The following is a 13372-nucleotide window of genomic DNA, read 5'->3' on the forward strand; positions in this document are numbered from 1 at the left end:
GCGCGGACGAAGGGGCCCGCACGTGCGTGCTACTGGGTAGCCTCCCCCCGGATGACGGCGAGCACTCCGTCCAATTCATCCGGCTTCACCAACACGTCGCGCGCCTTGGAGCCCTCGCTCGGCCCGACGACGTTCCGCGACTCCATCAGGTCCATCAGCCGTCCGGCCTTGGCGAAGCCCACCCGCAGCTTGCGCTGGAGCATCGAGGTCGACCCGAACTGGGTGGACACCACCAGCTCCGCCGCCTGGCACAGCAGGTCGAGGTCGTCGCCGATGTCCTCGTCGATCTCCTTCTTCTTGGCGGTGCCGACGGTGACGTCGTCCCGGAAGACCGGCGCCATCTGGTCCTTGCAGTGCTGGACGACGGCCGCCACCTCGTCCTCGGTGACGAACGCGCCCTGCATCCGGACCGGCTTGTTCGCGCCCATCGGCAGGAACAGCCCGTCGCCCTTGCCGATCAGCTTCTCGGCGCCGGGCTGGTCGAGGATGACCCGGCTGTCGGCCAGCGAGGAGGTCGCGAACGCCAGCCGGGACGGCACGTTGGCCTTGATCAGGCCGGTGACGACGTCGACCGACGGCCGCTGGGTGGCCAGCACCAGGTGGATGCCGGCCGCGCGGGCCAGCTGCGTGATGCGGACGATGGCGTCCTCGACGTCCCGCGGCGCGACCATCATCAGGTCGGCCAGCTCGTCCACGATCACCAGCAGGTACGGGTACGGCGACAGCTCCCGCTCGCTGCCCTCGGGCGTCTTGAGCTTGCCGGAGCGGACGGCCTCGTTGAAGTCGTCGATGTGCCGGTAGCCGAACGCCGCGAGGTCGTCGTAGCGCAGGTCCATCTCGCGCACCACCCACTGGAGCGCCTCGGCGGCCCGCTTGGGGTTGGTGATGATCGGCGTGATCAGGTGCGGGATGCCCTCGTAGGCCGTCAGTTCCACTCGCTTGGGGTCGACGAGCACCATCCGGACGTCGTCGGGGCTGGCCCGCACCATGATCGAGGTGATCAGGCAGTTGATGCAGGACGACTTGCCGGAGCCGGTGGCGCCGGCGACCAGCACGTGCGGCATCTTCGCGATGTTCGCCATCACGTAGCCGCCCTCGACGTCCTTGCCGAGCGCGACCAGCATCGGGTGGTCGTCCCCGGCGGCGTCCGCCAGGCGCAGCACGTCGCCGACGTTGACCATCTCGCGGTCGGTGTTCGGGATCTCGATGCCGACCGCGGACTTGCCCGGGATCGGCGAGATGATCCGCACGTCCGGGGAGGCCACCGCGTACGCGATGTTCTTGGCCAGCGCGGTGATCTTCTCGACCTTCACCGCGGGGCCGAGCTCGACCTCGTAGCGGGTGACCGTCGGGCCGCGGGTGAAGCCGGTGACCGAGGCGTCGACCTTGAACTCGGTGAAGACGTTGGTCAGCGACTCCACTATGGCGTCGTTGGCGGCGCTGCGGGACTTCCCCGGGCCACCGCGGGTCAGCAGGTCCAGCGACGGCAGGGCGTAGCTGATGTCGCCGGCGAGCTGGAGCTGCTCGGCGCGCGGCGGCAGGGCGCCGGACGGCTCGGGGGCGGCCTTGGTCAGGTCCGGCACCGCGGCCTTGGTGAGGTCCGGCACCTTCGCGGAACGCTCGGCCGCGACCGGCGGGGCGGCCGCGGCCGGCTCCGCGCCCCGGGCCGGCGGCACCGCGCCGCTCTCCTCGGTGACGTCGCCGGTGCGCTCCCGGCGCTCCCCGGAGATGCCGCCGCTGAGCTCGGCGACCAGCGGCGAGGGCTGGACGCCGTGCAGCACCGCGCCGTCCAGCGCCGCGGCGGCCGCGGCGGCGACGTCCACCGCGTCCATCGGCCGGTCGGCGGGCTGGGCCGACGTCCGGCGCGGCCGCCGCTTGGCCAGCGCGGCCTCCTCCAACGCCTCCGGTTCGGTCGGGTCGGCGGGGGCGCGCCGCGACCGGCGGGCCGGTGCCTCGCGCCAGTCCTCCGCGTACTCCGGTTCCTCGTCGTACACGTCGGCGTCGGCGGGCTCCAGCACGCCCAGGCGCGCGCCGAGCGCCCGCAGCCGCTGCGGGATGGCGTTCACCGGTGTCGCGGTCACCACCAGCAGCCCGAAGACGGTGAGCAGCACCAGCAGCGCCACCGCCAGGGTCTGGCCGACGGTGAAGATCAACGGTTTGGAGACCGCCCAGCCGACGTAGCCGCCGGCGTCCTGTATGGCGGCGAGCCCGTCGCCGCGCCCCGGGGAGCCGCAGGCCATCGCCACCTGGCCGAGCACCCCGATCACCAGCGCCGAGAGCCCGATGACGATCCGTCCGTTGGCCTCCGGCCGCTCCGGATGCCGGATGAGCCGGATCGCGATGCCGCCGAGGAGGATCGGGACGACCAGGTCGAGCCGCCCGAACGCACCCGTCACCAGCAGCTCGACGAGGTTGCCGACCGGGCCGGAGAGGTTGGACCAGGTGCCGGCCGCGACGACCAGCGCCAGACCGAGCAGCAGCAGCGCCAGCCCGTCCTTGCGGTGCGCCGGGTCGAGGTTCTTGGCACCGCGGCCGAAGCTGCGGAACACCGCTCCGATGCCGTGCGCGGCACCCAGCCAGCAGGCCCGCGCGAGCCGGTAGACGCCGCCGGTCGGCGACGGTGCCGGCGCCGGCCTCGGCGCCGCCTTCTTCTTGGCGGGCGCCTTCTTCGCCGGCGCCTTCCTGGCGACCGCGGCCTTCTTGGCCGGCGGCCGCTTCGCGGGTGCCTTCTTGGCGGCGGCCTTCTTCGCTGCGCCCCCGGACTGTCCGGCGCGCGGCTTCGAGGGGCCCGCCGTGCGCTGGGTTCCCTTGCCGGACGTACGTGAGGCCATGCCGACGAGATTACAGGCGCCGGCGCGCGCGGCACGAGCGCACGGCGCTTCACCCATTCGTGTCGCGCGCCGGGCGCGTGACAGGCCGTCAGCCGACCGCGGACGCCCTGTCAGCCGGCGGGCGTCCCCGCACCGGGCTCCAGGGCGTCCAGCGCCCGCCGCAGGCCGGTCAGTTTGCGCTCCAGGTGCGCGGCGGTGGCCACCGCCGCGGCGTCCGCGGACTCGTCGAGCTGTTTGGAGAGCGCCTCGGCCTGCTCCTCGACGGCGGCCAGCCGCGCGGAGAGTTCGGCCAGCAGCCCGGCGGTCTCCTTGGTCTCGCCGACGTTCTGCCGGCCGCCGTCCAGCTGGAGCCGCAGCAGCGCCGCCTGCTCCCGCAGTTGGCAGTTCTTCATGTACAGGTCGACGAAGACCGAGACCTTCGCGCGCAGCACCCACGGGTCGAACGGCTTGGAGATGTAGTCGACCGCACCGGCCGCGTACCCGCGGAAGGTGTGGTGCGGACCGTGGTTGATCGCGGTGAGGAAGATGATCGGGATGTCGCGGGTGCGCTCCCGCCGCTTGATGTGCGCGGCGGTCTCGAACCCGTCCATCCCCGGCATCTGCACGTCGAGCAGGATCACCGCGAAGTCGTCGGTGAGCAGTGCTTTGAGCGCTTCCTCCCCGGACGATGCCCGCACCAGTGTCTGATCGAGCGCGGAGAGGATCGCCTCCAGCGCCAGCAGATTCTCCGGCCGGTCATCGACCAGGAGGATCTTGGCCTTCTGCACCATGGCCCGTCCTCCTCGCCCCGGCATGGAACCGGACGCCGCCCCAGGGGACGACTCCGTCACGCCGCCCGTCCTTGTGCCGGTCATCGTAGCTGCACCCCGCCTGTCGCCACACCCTGTCACCGCGATGTCACTGTGCACGTAGCAGAAACGCAGCGAGAGACGAGAAAGTTCCCCGAATCGCGCGGTTCCACACGTCCACGGCCACACTCAGTCAGCACGCGGTGATCCTCTTCCGGGTTCCATACTGGACGCCCACTGGACGGCCCGTCACCTCTGGCGCATCCAGTGCTCCATGACCGACAACAGATGATCGGTGTCCACCGGCTTGGTCACGTAGTCCGACGCCCCGGAGTCGATGCTCTTCTCCCGGTCGCCCTTCATCGCCTTCGCCGTCAGCGCGATGATCGGCAGCCCGGCGAACTGCGGCATCCGCCGGATCGCCGCGGTCGTCGCGTAGCCGTCCATCTCCGGCATCATGATGTCCATCAGGACCAGCACGATGTCGTCGTGCTGCTCCAGCACCTCGATGCCCTCCCGGCCGTTCTCGGCGTACAGCACCGAAAGGCCGTGCTGCTCCAGGACGCTGGTGAGCGCGAAGACGTTGCGGATGTCGTCGTCGACGATCAGCACCTTCTCACCGTGGAAACCGCCCTCGAAGGCCGGGTCGACCAGGTCCTGTCCGTTGCCGAGCCAGGACTCCTCGGGCTGTCGCGCGGACGGCTGCGCCGCCGCGGAGAGCTGCTGCGCCACGGGCGCCGGCTGGCCGGGCAGCGCGAACCGCTGCGTCCCGCCCGAGACCGCCCGCCGACGGCGACGGTTGAGGCTGCCGCCGCTCCCCGCGTCGTTCGGCGGCTGCTCGCCCTCCTGGCGCCCGTCCTCGGTCTCGCGCGCCTCCGCGTCCATCGCCAGGCCACCGGCGACCAGCTGCGGGTAGCCCTGCGGCGGCAGCCCGCCCGGGTTGTGCGGCAGGTACAGGGTGAACGTCGAACCGCGGTTGGGCTCGCTCTGGGCGTGGATCTCGCCGCCCAGCAGCCGGGCGATCTCCCGGCTGATGGACAGGCCCAGGCCGGTGCCGCCGTACTTGCGGCTGGTGGTGCCGTCCGCCTGCTTGAACGCCTCGAAGATGACCCGCATCTTGCTCGACGCGATGCCGATGCCGGTGTCGGTCACCGAGAAGGCGATCATCGGGGCGTCCGGGTCGCGCAGCGAACCGTGCTCCAGCAACTGCTCGCGGATGGCCACCGGGACGTCCTCCCCGGCCGGCCGGATCACCAGCTCGACGGCGCCGCTGTCGGTGAACTTCACCGCGTTGGAGAGCAGGTTGCGCAGCACCTGAAGGAGCCGCTGCTCGTCGGTGTGCAGCGTCGCCGGCAGCTCCGGGGATACCCGTACCGAGAAGTCCAGTCCCTTCTCGGCCGTCAACGGCCGGAAGGTGGCCTCGACGTAGTCGACGAGCTGGACCAGCGCGATCCGGGTCGGGCTGACGTCCATCTTGCCGGCCTCGACCTTCGACAGGTCGAGGATGTCGTTGATCAGCTGGAGCAGGTCCGAGCCGGCGCCATGGATGGTCTCGGAGAACTCCACCTGCTTCGGGGAGAGGTTGCCCTCGGCGTTGTCGGCCAACAGCTTGGCGAGGATCAGCAGCGAGTTCAGCGGCGTGCGCAGCTCGTGCGACATGTTCGCCAGGAACTCCGACTTGTAGCGCATCGAGACCGCGAGCTGCTCGGCGCGCTCCTCCAGGACCTGCCGCGCCTCCTCGATCTCGGTGTTCTTCACCTCGATGTCGCGGTTCTGCGCCCGCAGTTGCTCGGCCTTCTCCTCCAGTTCGGAGTTGGACAGCTCCAGCGCCTTCTGCCGGCTCTCCAACTCCGCGGAGCGCTCCCGCAGTTGCTCGGTCAGCTCCTGCGACTGGCCCAGCAGCACCTCGGTCTTGGTGTTGACCGAAATGGTGTTGACGCTGGTCGCGATCATCTCGGCGATCTGGCTGAGGAAGTCCTTCTGGATCTGGGTGAACGGCTGGAACGACGCCAGCTCGATCACGCCGAGCACCTTGTCCTCGAAGAGCACCGGCAGCACGATGACGTTGGCCGGCGGCGCCTCCCCGAGCCCCGAAGCGATCTTGAGGTATCCGGACGGCACGTTCTCCACCAGGATCGTGCGGCCCTCCTCGGCCGCCGTCCCGATCAGCGTCTCGCCGGGCTTGAACGTCGTCGGCATCCCCCCCATGGAGTAGCCGTACGAGCCCATCAGCCGCAGTTCGTACCGGCCGTCGCCGTCGTTGCCGATCTCCTGCACCTCGGGCCGCGCGGCGAGGAAGAACGCGCCGTGCTGCGCCGAGACCGCGGGCGAGAGCTCGCTCATGATGAGCGTGGCGACGTCCTTGAGGTCGCGACGGCCCTGCATCAGACCGGAGATCCGGGCGAGGTTGCCCTTCAGCCAGTCCTGCTCCTCGTTGGCGAGGGTGGTCTCCCGGAGCGTGGAGATCATGGTGTTGATGTTGTCCTGGAGCTCCAGGATCTCGCCGGCCGCGTCCACGTCGATGCGGACGTTGTGGTCGCCGAGGGTCACCGCCGCGGCGACCGCGGCGATGGCCCGCACCTGCCGGGTGAGGTTCCCGGCCATCTCGTTCACCGACTCCGTCAGGTCCTTCCAGGTGCCGGCCACGCCGCGCACCTGCGCCTGACCGCCCAGTTGGCCCTCCGTACCCACCTCGCGGGCCACCCTGGTGACCTGCTCGGCGAAGGACGACAGCTGGTCGACCATCGTGTTGATGGTGGTCTTCAGCGCCAGGATCTCGCCCCGCGCATCGATGTCGATCTTCTTGGTCAGATCGCCCTTGGCGATGGCGGTGGTGACCATGGCGATGTTGCGGACCTGACCCGTCAGGTTGTTGGCCATGGAGTTCACCGACTCGGTGAGGTCCTTCCACGTGCCGGCGACGCCGGGCACGCGGGCCTGGCCGCCCAGGATGCCGTCGGTGCCCACCTCACGGGCCACCCGGGTCACCTCGTCGGCGAACGACGAGAGGGTGGTCACCATGGTGTTGACGGTGTCGGCGAGCTGCGCGACCTCGCCGCGCGCCTCGACCGTCACCTTCTTCGTCAGGTCACCGTTGGCGACCGCCGCCGAGACCTGCGAGATGTTCCGCACCTGGATGGTCAGGTTGTTGGCCATCAGGTTGACGTTGTCGCTGAGGTCCTTCCAGATGCCGGTGACGCCCGGAACCCGTGCCTGGCCGCCGAGTTGCCCCTCGGTGCCGACCTCGCGGGCCACCCGCGTCACCTGCTCCGCGAACAGCGACAGCTGGTCGACCATGGTGTTCACGGTCGTGACGAGTTCGAGGATCTCGCCCTTGGCGTCGACCGTGATCTTCTTCGACAGGTCGCCGCGGGCCACCGCGGTGGTCACCTCGCCGATGTTGCGCACCTGCGAGGTCAGGTTGTTCGCCATGAAGTTGACGGACTGGGTGAGGTCCTTCCAGGTGCCGCTGACGCCCTGGACCTCGGCCTGGCCGCCCAGGATGCCCTCCGTGCCGACCTCGCGGGCGACCCGGGTGACCTCCTCAGCGAACGAGGAGAGCTGGTCCACCATCGTGTTGAGGGTGTTCTTCAGCTCCAGGATCTCGCCGCGCGCGTCCACGTCGATCTTCTGCGACAGGTCGCCGCGCGCCACCGCCGTCGCGACCTGGGCGATGTTGCGGACCTGCGCGGTGAGGTTGCCGGCCATGCCGTTCACGGAGTCGGTCAGGTCGCGCCAGACGCCGGCGACGCCCGGCACCTGCGCCTGACCGCCGAGCCGGCCCTCGGTGCCGACCTCGCGGGCGACCCGGGTCACCTGCTCCGCGAAGGCGGAGAGCTGGTCGACCATCGTGTTGATGGTGCTCTTCAGCTCCAGGATCTCGCCGCGCGCATCGACGTCGATCTTCTGCGACAGGTCACCGCGCGCCACCGCCGTCGTCACCTGGGCGATCTGGCGCACCTGCGAGGTGAGGTTCCCCGCCATGAAGTTGACGGAGTCGGTGAGTTCCTTCCAGGTGCCGCTGACGCCGTCCACCCGTGCCTGGCCGCCCAGCCGGCCCTCCGTGCCCACGTCCCGGGCCATGCGGGTCACCTGGTCGGCGAACGAGGACAGCTGGTCCACCATGGTGTTCACGGTGTTCTTCAGCTGGAGCATCTCGCCGGAGACGTCGACGGTGACCTTCTGCGACAGGTCGCCGTTGGCCACCGCCGTGGTCACCTGCGCGATGTTGCGGACCTGCCCGGTGAGGTTGCGGAAGGCCGTGTTGACGGAGTCGGTGAGGTCCTTCCAGGTGCCCGCGGCGCCCGGTACGGCGGCCTGGCCGCCCAGTTCGCCCTCGACGCCGATCTCCCGGGCCACCCGCGTCACTTCGGCACCGAACGCGGAGAGCTGGTCGACCATCGTGTTGACGGTGTTCTTCAACTCCAGCATCTCGCCGGCCACATCGACGGTGACCTTCTGCGACAGGTCGCCGTTGGCCACCGCCGTGGTCACCTGCGCGATGTCCCGGACCTGGCCGGTGAGGTTACGGAAGGCGTTGTTCACCGAGTCGGTGAGGTCCTTCCAGGTGCCGGCCGCGCCGGGCACCTGCGCCTGGCCGCCGAGTTGTCCCTCGGCCCCGACCTCGTTCGCGACGCGTGTCACCTCGTCGGCGAAGGTGCGCAGCGTCTCGGTCATCGTGTTGATGGTCTCGGCCAGCTGCGCCACCTCGCCGCGGGCGCTGACCGTGACCTTCTGCGAGAGGTCGCCGCTGGCGACCGCGGTGGTGACCTGGGCGATCCCGCGCACCTGCGCGGTGAGGTTGCCCGCCATGAGGTTGACCGAGTCGGTCAGGTCCTTCCACACCCCGGCCACGCCGGGCACCTGGGCCTGGCCGCCCAGTTCGCCCTCGGTGCCGACCTCCCGGGCGACCCGGGTCACCTCGGAGGCGAACGAGGAGAGCTGGTCCACCATCGTGTTGACGGTGTTCTTCAGCTCCAGCATCTCGCCCGCGACGTGGACGGTCACCTTCCGCGACAGGTCGCCCTTGGCGACGGCCGTGGTGACGAGCGCGATGTCCCGCACCTGCGCGGTCAACCTGGACGCCATCGTGTTGACGGAGTCCGTGAGGTCCTTCCAGGAGCCCGACATGCCGCGCACCCGCGCCTGCCCGCCGAGCTTGCCCTCCGTACCGACCTCGCTGGCCACCCTGGTGACCTCGTCGGTGAAGGCGGAGAGCTGGTCCACCAGGCCGTTGACGGTCCGCCCGACCTTCAGGAACTCACCGCGCAGGGGATGCTCCGAAGAGCTGTCCGAACTCCGCGACCGCAGGTCCATCCGCTGTTCCAGGTCGCCCTCGGAGACCGCGGACAGCACCCGGCCCACCTCGGAGACCGGCCGCACCAGATCGTCCACCAGGGCGTTGGACGCCTCGATGGCCGCGGCCCAGGACCCCTCGGCCGCGCCGGTCTCCAGCCGTTCCGTGAGTTTTCCCTCACGACCCACGACCCGACGCACCCGCGCCAGCTCGCCGGTCAGATGCAGATTGCGGTCGGCGACCTCGTTGAAGACCGCCGCGATCTCCGACATGACGCCTTCGCCGGAAACCGTCAACCGTTTCCGAAAGTTTCCGTCCCGCATGGCGACGAGCGCGGCGAGCAGCCGATTCAGGGCAGCTGTATCGACCTCAGTCGTCCCATTACTCCGGGATCGTCCGCCTTTCGCGCGCGTGCCTGCGCCCCGCGCAGCTGCGCCAGACTCCACCGTGTCCCTCCCGCAGGGTCGACCGTTCTCTCGGGCTCTCTCTTCATGCTTGCCCAGTGTTTCACCATGGCTCAACCAGGCCATAACAGTTCGGCAGCATCGCACACCGTCCCGATGCACGATTGGGGCGAAAGACACGTGACCGGCATCCCCGGGCCCGGCGAAGGTAAGTAACCTGGCATACGGCTGTCCACCCGCCCCGGCGTTTCCCTACGGGCGGTGGTGCGAGCACGACAGGTATTCGGAGGGGCACCGCGACCATGGGGGAGCAGATCACCGACACACGCATGAGGAGACCAGTGATCACCGCGCGGGCCGCCGCCACCTTCGAGCCGGTCGGGCGCTCGGTCGCCACTGCCCGTGCTTTCGTCCGCGACACCCTCCAGGGTTGGGGCTACGCCGACATCGTCGACGACGCCGTGGTCCTCACCAGCGAACTGGTCACCAATGCCGTGGTCCACGCCGGTACCGCGGCCGACGTCCTGTGCCTGCGCACCGACGGCGGCGTCCGCATCTCCGTCGCGGACCGCTACCCCGAACGTGAGATTCCACTCCAGAGCACCGGCCCCGCCATGGTCCACCCCGACCGCGAGGGCGGCCGCGGGCTGCTCCTCTGCGGCGCCCTGGCCGCCCGCTGGGGTGTGGAATACACCACGGCCCAGAAACACGTCTGGTTCCACCTCGACCTCCCCGAACGTCCGGCCGGCACCCGTTCGGCCGGCCCCGCGCTCCCCGTGGACGCCCTCCCCGTCACCGACGCCCGGGTGCGGGTCGCGGTGATCCAGATCGACCGCGGCGGTTGCGTCACCTCCTGGAACGAGGACTCCCAGGACCTCTTCGGCTACGACCCCGAACAGGTCGTCGGCAAGCCCCTCACCGACTTCGCCGCCTGGCCGCACACCCCCGGCACCGGCACCGGCATCGCCGAGGCCCTCCTGCTCTCCCGCTGGGAGGGCTCCTACGGCATAAGGGGTGCCGACGGCCGGGTCGTCCCGGTCTACGCCTCCCACCTGCGGGTCCGCGACGCCGACGGCGAGGCGTCCACCGTCTGCCTCCTGGTCCGCGACCACGAGCGCGCCATCTTGCAGAGCCCCCAGCGGCCACCGGCCACCGACGGCGTCACCCCCGCCGAGGGCCGCCCCGCCGACCCCTTCGAAGTCTTCATCGGCTCCCCCGCCCCGGACGACCTCGACGGCCTGCTCCAGCGCACCGTCGAACGCGCCCGCGACATGCTCGACGGCGACGCCGCCTACCTCCTCCTGGCCACCGACGACGAGACCGAGTTGGAGGTCCGCGCCTCGACCGGCCTGCCCTCCGCCCGCCAGCGCTTCGCCCGCGTCCCCGTCGAGGCCGGCTCCGGACGCTACGGCTCCGCCCGGATGCCCGCCGTCCACGAGGACCTCACCGCGGTCCCCGGAGCCGTCCCGCTGCTGGCCGGCACCGGCATGCGCTCGGTCGTCACCGTCCCGCTCAAGGTCGAGGGCCGTCTCACCGGCTCGCTGGGCGTCGCCGCCGAGAGCGCCGCCCGCTACACCAACGAGGAGGCCCTGCGCCTCCAGTTCGCCGCCGACCGCATCGCCCTCGCCGTGGAGCGGGCCCGCCTCACCGAGTTGGAGAAGCTCCGCCGCGGCTCCCTCTCCTTCCTCGTCGAGGCGTCCGACCTGCTGGCCGGGACCCTCGACCGCGACCAGACGCTGGCGCTGATGGCCCAGATGACGGTCCCCACCCTCGCCACCTGGTGCGCCGTCTACACCGTCGCCGACCAGGCGTCCGAGCCGGAGCTCTCCTACGTCCTGCACGAGGACGAGGACCGCATCGACGGCCTCAAGACCCTGCTGATGAAGGTCGATCCACCCGAACCGGTCCCCACCCCCGGGGCCCGCGTCTGGACCGCCCCCTCCGACGCCGCCCACGACGCGGCGCTGCGCACCTCGCTGCGCAGCCTCGGCCTGGAGGAGTCCGCCCGCCCGTCCAAGGGGCCGGGCGCGACCCTCGCCACCGCCTCCGCGGTCGGCGGCGAAACCGTCGTGCTCCCCCTCGTCGCCCGCAACCGCGTCATCGGCATGCTCACCCTCGGCAAGCCGACCGAGGAGCACTTCCGCCAGGAGATCCTCGAACTCGCCGAGGACCTCTCCCGCCGCGCCGCCCTGGCCCTGGACAACGCCCGCCTCTACAGCGAGCGCACCGCCATCAGCCAGTCGCTCCAGCGCAGCCTGCTGCCCCCGGAACTCCCCGACATCCCCGGCGTCGAGGCCGAGGTCATCTACCGCGCGGCCGGCGAGGGCAACGAGGTCGGCGGCGACTTCTACGACCTCTTCCCGATCCGCGACGGCGCCTACGGCTTCGCCATCGGCGACGTCTGCGGCACCGGCCCGGAGGCCGCCGCCGTCACCGGCCTGGCCCGGCACGCCCTGCGCCTGCTGGCCCGCGAGGGCTTCGGCGGCCCCGCCGTCCTGGAGCGCCTGAACGCCGCCATCCTCGACGAGGGCGCCCGCAGCCGCTTCCTGACGCTCCTTTACGGCGAACTGTGGCCCCAGTCCGACGGCAGCGCCCTGTTGAAGGTGGTCTGCGCGGGCCACCCGCTGCCGCTCCGCCTCCGCCAGGACGGCACCGTCGAACCGGCCGCCGAGCCCCAACCGCTCCTGGGCGTCATGGACGACCTCGAACTCTACGAACAGACCGTCACCCTCGACCCGGGCGACGTCCTGCTCTGCGTCACCGACGGCGTCACCGAACGCCGCGAGGGCACCCGCATGCTCGGCGACGACGGCCTCACCGACGTCCTGACGACGTGTACGGGCCTCACCGCCGGCGCGGTCGCCGCGCGCGTCCTGCGCGCCGTGGAGCGCTTCGCCGCCGAACCCGCCTCCGACGACATGGCCATCCTCGCCCTGCGCGTGCCCGAAGTCCCCGCCGCCTAGCCCCCATCGGGGCGGGCCGGCGGCCCCGGGCCACTGGCACCCATTCCCCAAACGAAAAAGTCCCCCGCCGAACGGCGGGGGACTTTCCCTTATCTGAGCCCCAATACGGAATCGAACCGTAGACCTTCTCCTTACCATGGAGACGCTCTGCCGACTGAGCTATTGGGGCCGGCAACGAGATAAATACTACCCCACCGTTGAGGTAATTCCGAACCAGCCCCGAGCCCTCCTAGAAGGCCGGCTGCAGCAATCCCCCCAGCGCATTGCAGGCCCCCGCTAGACGTTGCACCTGACGCCGCGTCATCGACGCGTCCAACGGCAGCGCCAACGTCTCGTCGACCGCCCGCTCGGTCTCCGGCAGGAACACGTCCCGCCGCAGTCCGGGCATCCGGTACACGGGCGCCTGCACCGGCACCTTGCCCACAACTCCCTTGTCCCGCAGGGCCCGTGCGAATGCGTCCCGGTCCGGCCGGCCGTTCCCCGGCACCCGCACCACGTACTGCTCGTAGCGGTGCCCGGACACCGGCACCGGCGTCCGCACGCCGCTGAGCCGTCCATCCAGGTACGCGGCGTGCTCCCGCCGCAGTTCCGCCCCGTCCGGCCGGGTTCCCGGCTCGTCCTCGACCAGCACCAACACCCCGTACCGCTGGCCGACTTCACGGAGCGCCGCCACGTCCGCGGGCCGTCCGAACCGGTGCACCGCCACCACCGCGGTGGTCCGCCCGTTCACCGCGTCCGCCACCGCCGCCGGATCGAGGCAGTAGCTCTCGGCATCCACGTCGGCGAACACCGGCACCGCCCCCAACTCCACCACCGCCCAGGCGACTTCGGCGTTGCCGTAGGCCGGCACCACCACCTCGTCACCCGCGCGGACACCGGCCGACCTGAGCGTTCCCACTGTCCCCATGCCGCGGAGCATGTCCAGGTCAGTTGAACGTCACGTTACGACCAGCACTGCACCCAACAAACAAAAAAGCTCCGGTCCCTGAACCAAAAAGGTTCAGGGACCGGAGCTTACATTTAGTTCGGCGGCGTCCTACTCTCCCACAGGGTCCCCCCTGCAGTACCATCGGCGCTGAAAGGCTTAGCT

General features: G+C 70.7%; 5 protein-coding genes and 1 tRNA gene. 1 reads left to right on the plus strand and 5 read right to left on the minus strand.

Features of this window, described 5'->3' with window-relative positions; translation table 11 throughout:
* Positions 1–29 precede the first annotated feature (29 nt).
* The 3 genes from ACJ6WD_RS39435 to ACJ6WD_RS39445 all read right to left on the minus strand — a co-directional run bounded on the left by ACJ6WD_RS39435 (position 30) and on the right by ACJ6WD_RS39445 (position 9361).
* Positions 30–2831, minus strand: a complete 2802-nt coding sequence (locus tag ACJ6WD_RS39435) for a DNA translocase FtsK (RefSeq protein ID WP_233660261.1) — start codon at positions 2829–2831, stop codon at positions 30–32.
* A 110-nt stretch (positions 2832–2941) separates the two neighbouring features.
* Positions 2942–3601, minus strand: a complete 660-nt coding sequence (locus tag ACJ6WD_RS39440) for a two-component system response regulator (RefSeq protein WP_016571078.1) — start codon at positions 3599–3601, stop codon at positions 2942–2944.
* 267 nt (positions 3602–3868) lie between these two features.
* Positions 3869–9361, minus strand: coding sequence for a HAMP domain-containing protein (locus ACJ6WD_RS39445; protein ID WP_233660260.1), 5493 nt, complete (start codon positions 9359–9361; stop codon positions 3869–3871).
* A 260-nt stretch (positions 9362–9621) separates the two neighbouring features.
* Here ACJ6WD_RS39445 and ACJ6WD_RS39450 point away from each other — a divergent pair, with 260 nt between their 5' ends.
* Positions 9622–12282, plus strand: a complete 2661-nt coding sequence (locus tag ACJ6WD_RS39450) for a SpoIIE family protein phosphatase (RefSeq protein ID WP_374206855.1) — start codon at positions 9622–9624, stop codon at positions 12280–12282.
* Between the two features lie 96 nt (positions 12283–12378).
* On the opposite strand, the gene ACJ6WD_RS39455 is transcribed toward ACJ6WD_RS39450, so the two are convergent.
* Positions 12379–12451: transfer RNA gene (locus tag ACJ6WD_RS39455), tRNA-Thr, on the minus strand.
* Between the two features lie 60 nt (positions 12452–12511).
* On the minus strand, positions 12512–13189 hold the full coding sequence (locus ACJ6WD_RS39460; protein ID WP_233660258.1) for a DegT/DnrJ/EryC1/StrS family aminotransferase: 678 nt from the start codon (positions 13187–13189) through the stop codon (positions 12512–12514).
* Positions 13190–13372 lie beyond the last annotated feature (183 nt).

Origin of the sequence: Streptomyces sp. VTCC 41912 (genome assembly GCF_045799175.1) — a bacterium.
Taxonomy (GTDB): domain Bacteria; phylum Actinomycetota; class Actinomycetes; order Streptomycetales; family Streptomycetaceae; genus Streptomyces; species Streptomyces albulus_C.

Excerpts from the sequence above, each read along its gene's own strand:
- ACJ6WD_RS39435 (WP_233660261.1), bottom strand. The coding sequence starts at position 2,831 with ATGGCCTCACGTACGTCCGGCAAGGGAACCCAGCGCACGGCGGGCCCC.
- ACJ6WD_RS39440 (WP_016571078.1), bottom strand. The coding sequence starts at position 3,601 with ATGGTGCAGAAGGCCAAGATCCTCCTGGTCGATGACCGGCCGGAGAAT.
- ACJ6WD_RS39450 (WP_374206855.1), top strand. The coding sequence starts at position 9,622 with ATGGGGGAGCAGATCACCGACACACGCATGAGGAGACCAGTGATCACC.
- ACJ6WD_RS39460 (WP_233660258.1), bottom strand. The coding sequence starts at position 13,189 with ATGGGGACAGTGGGAACGCTCAGGTCGGCCGGTGTCCGCGCGGGTGAC.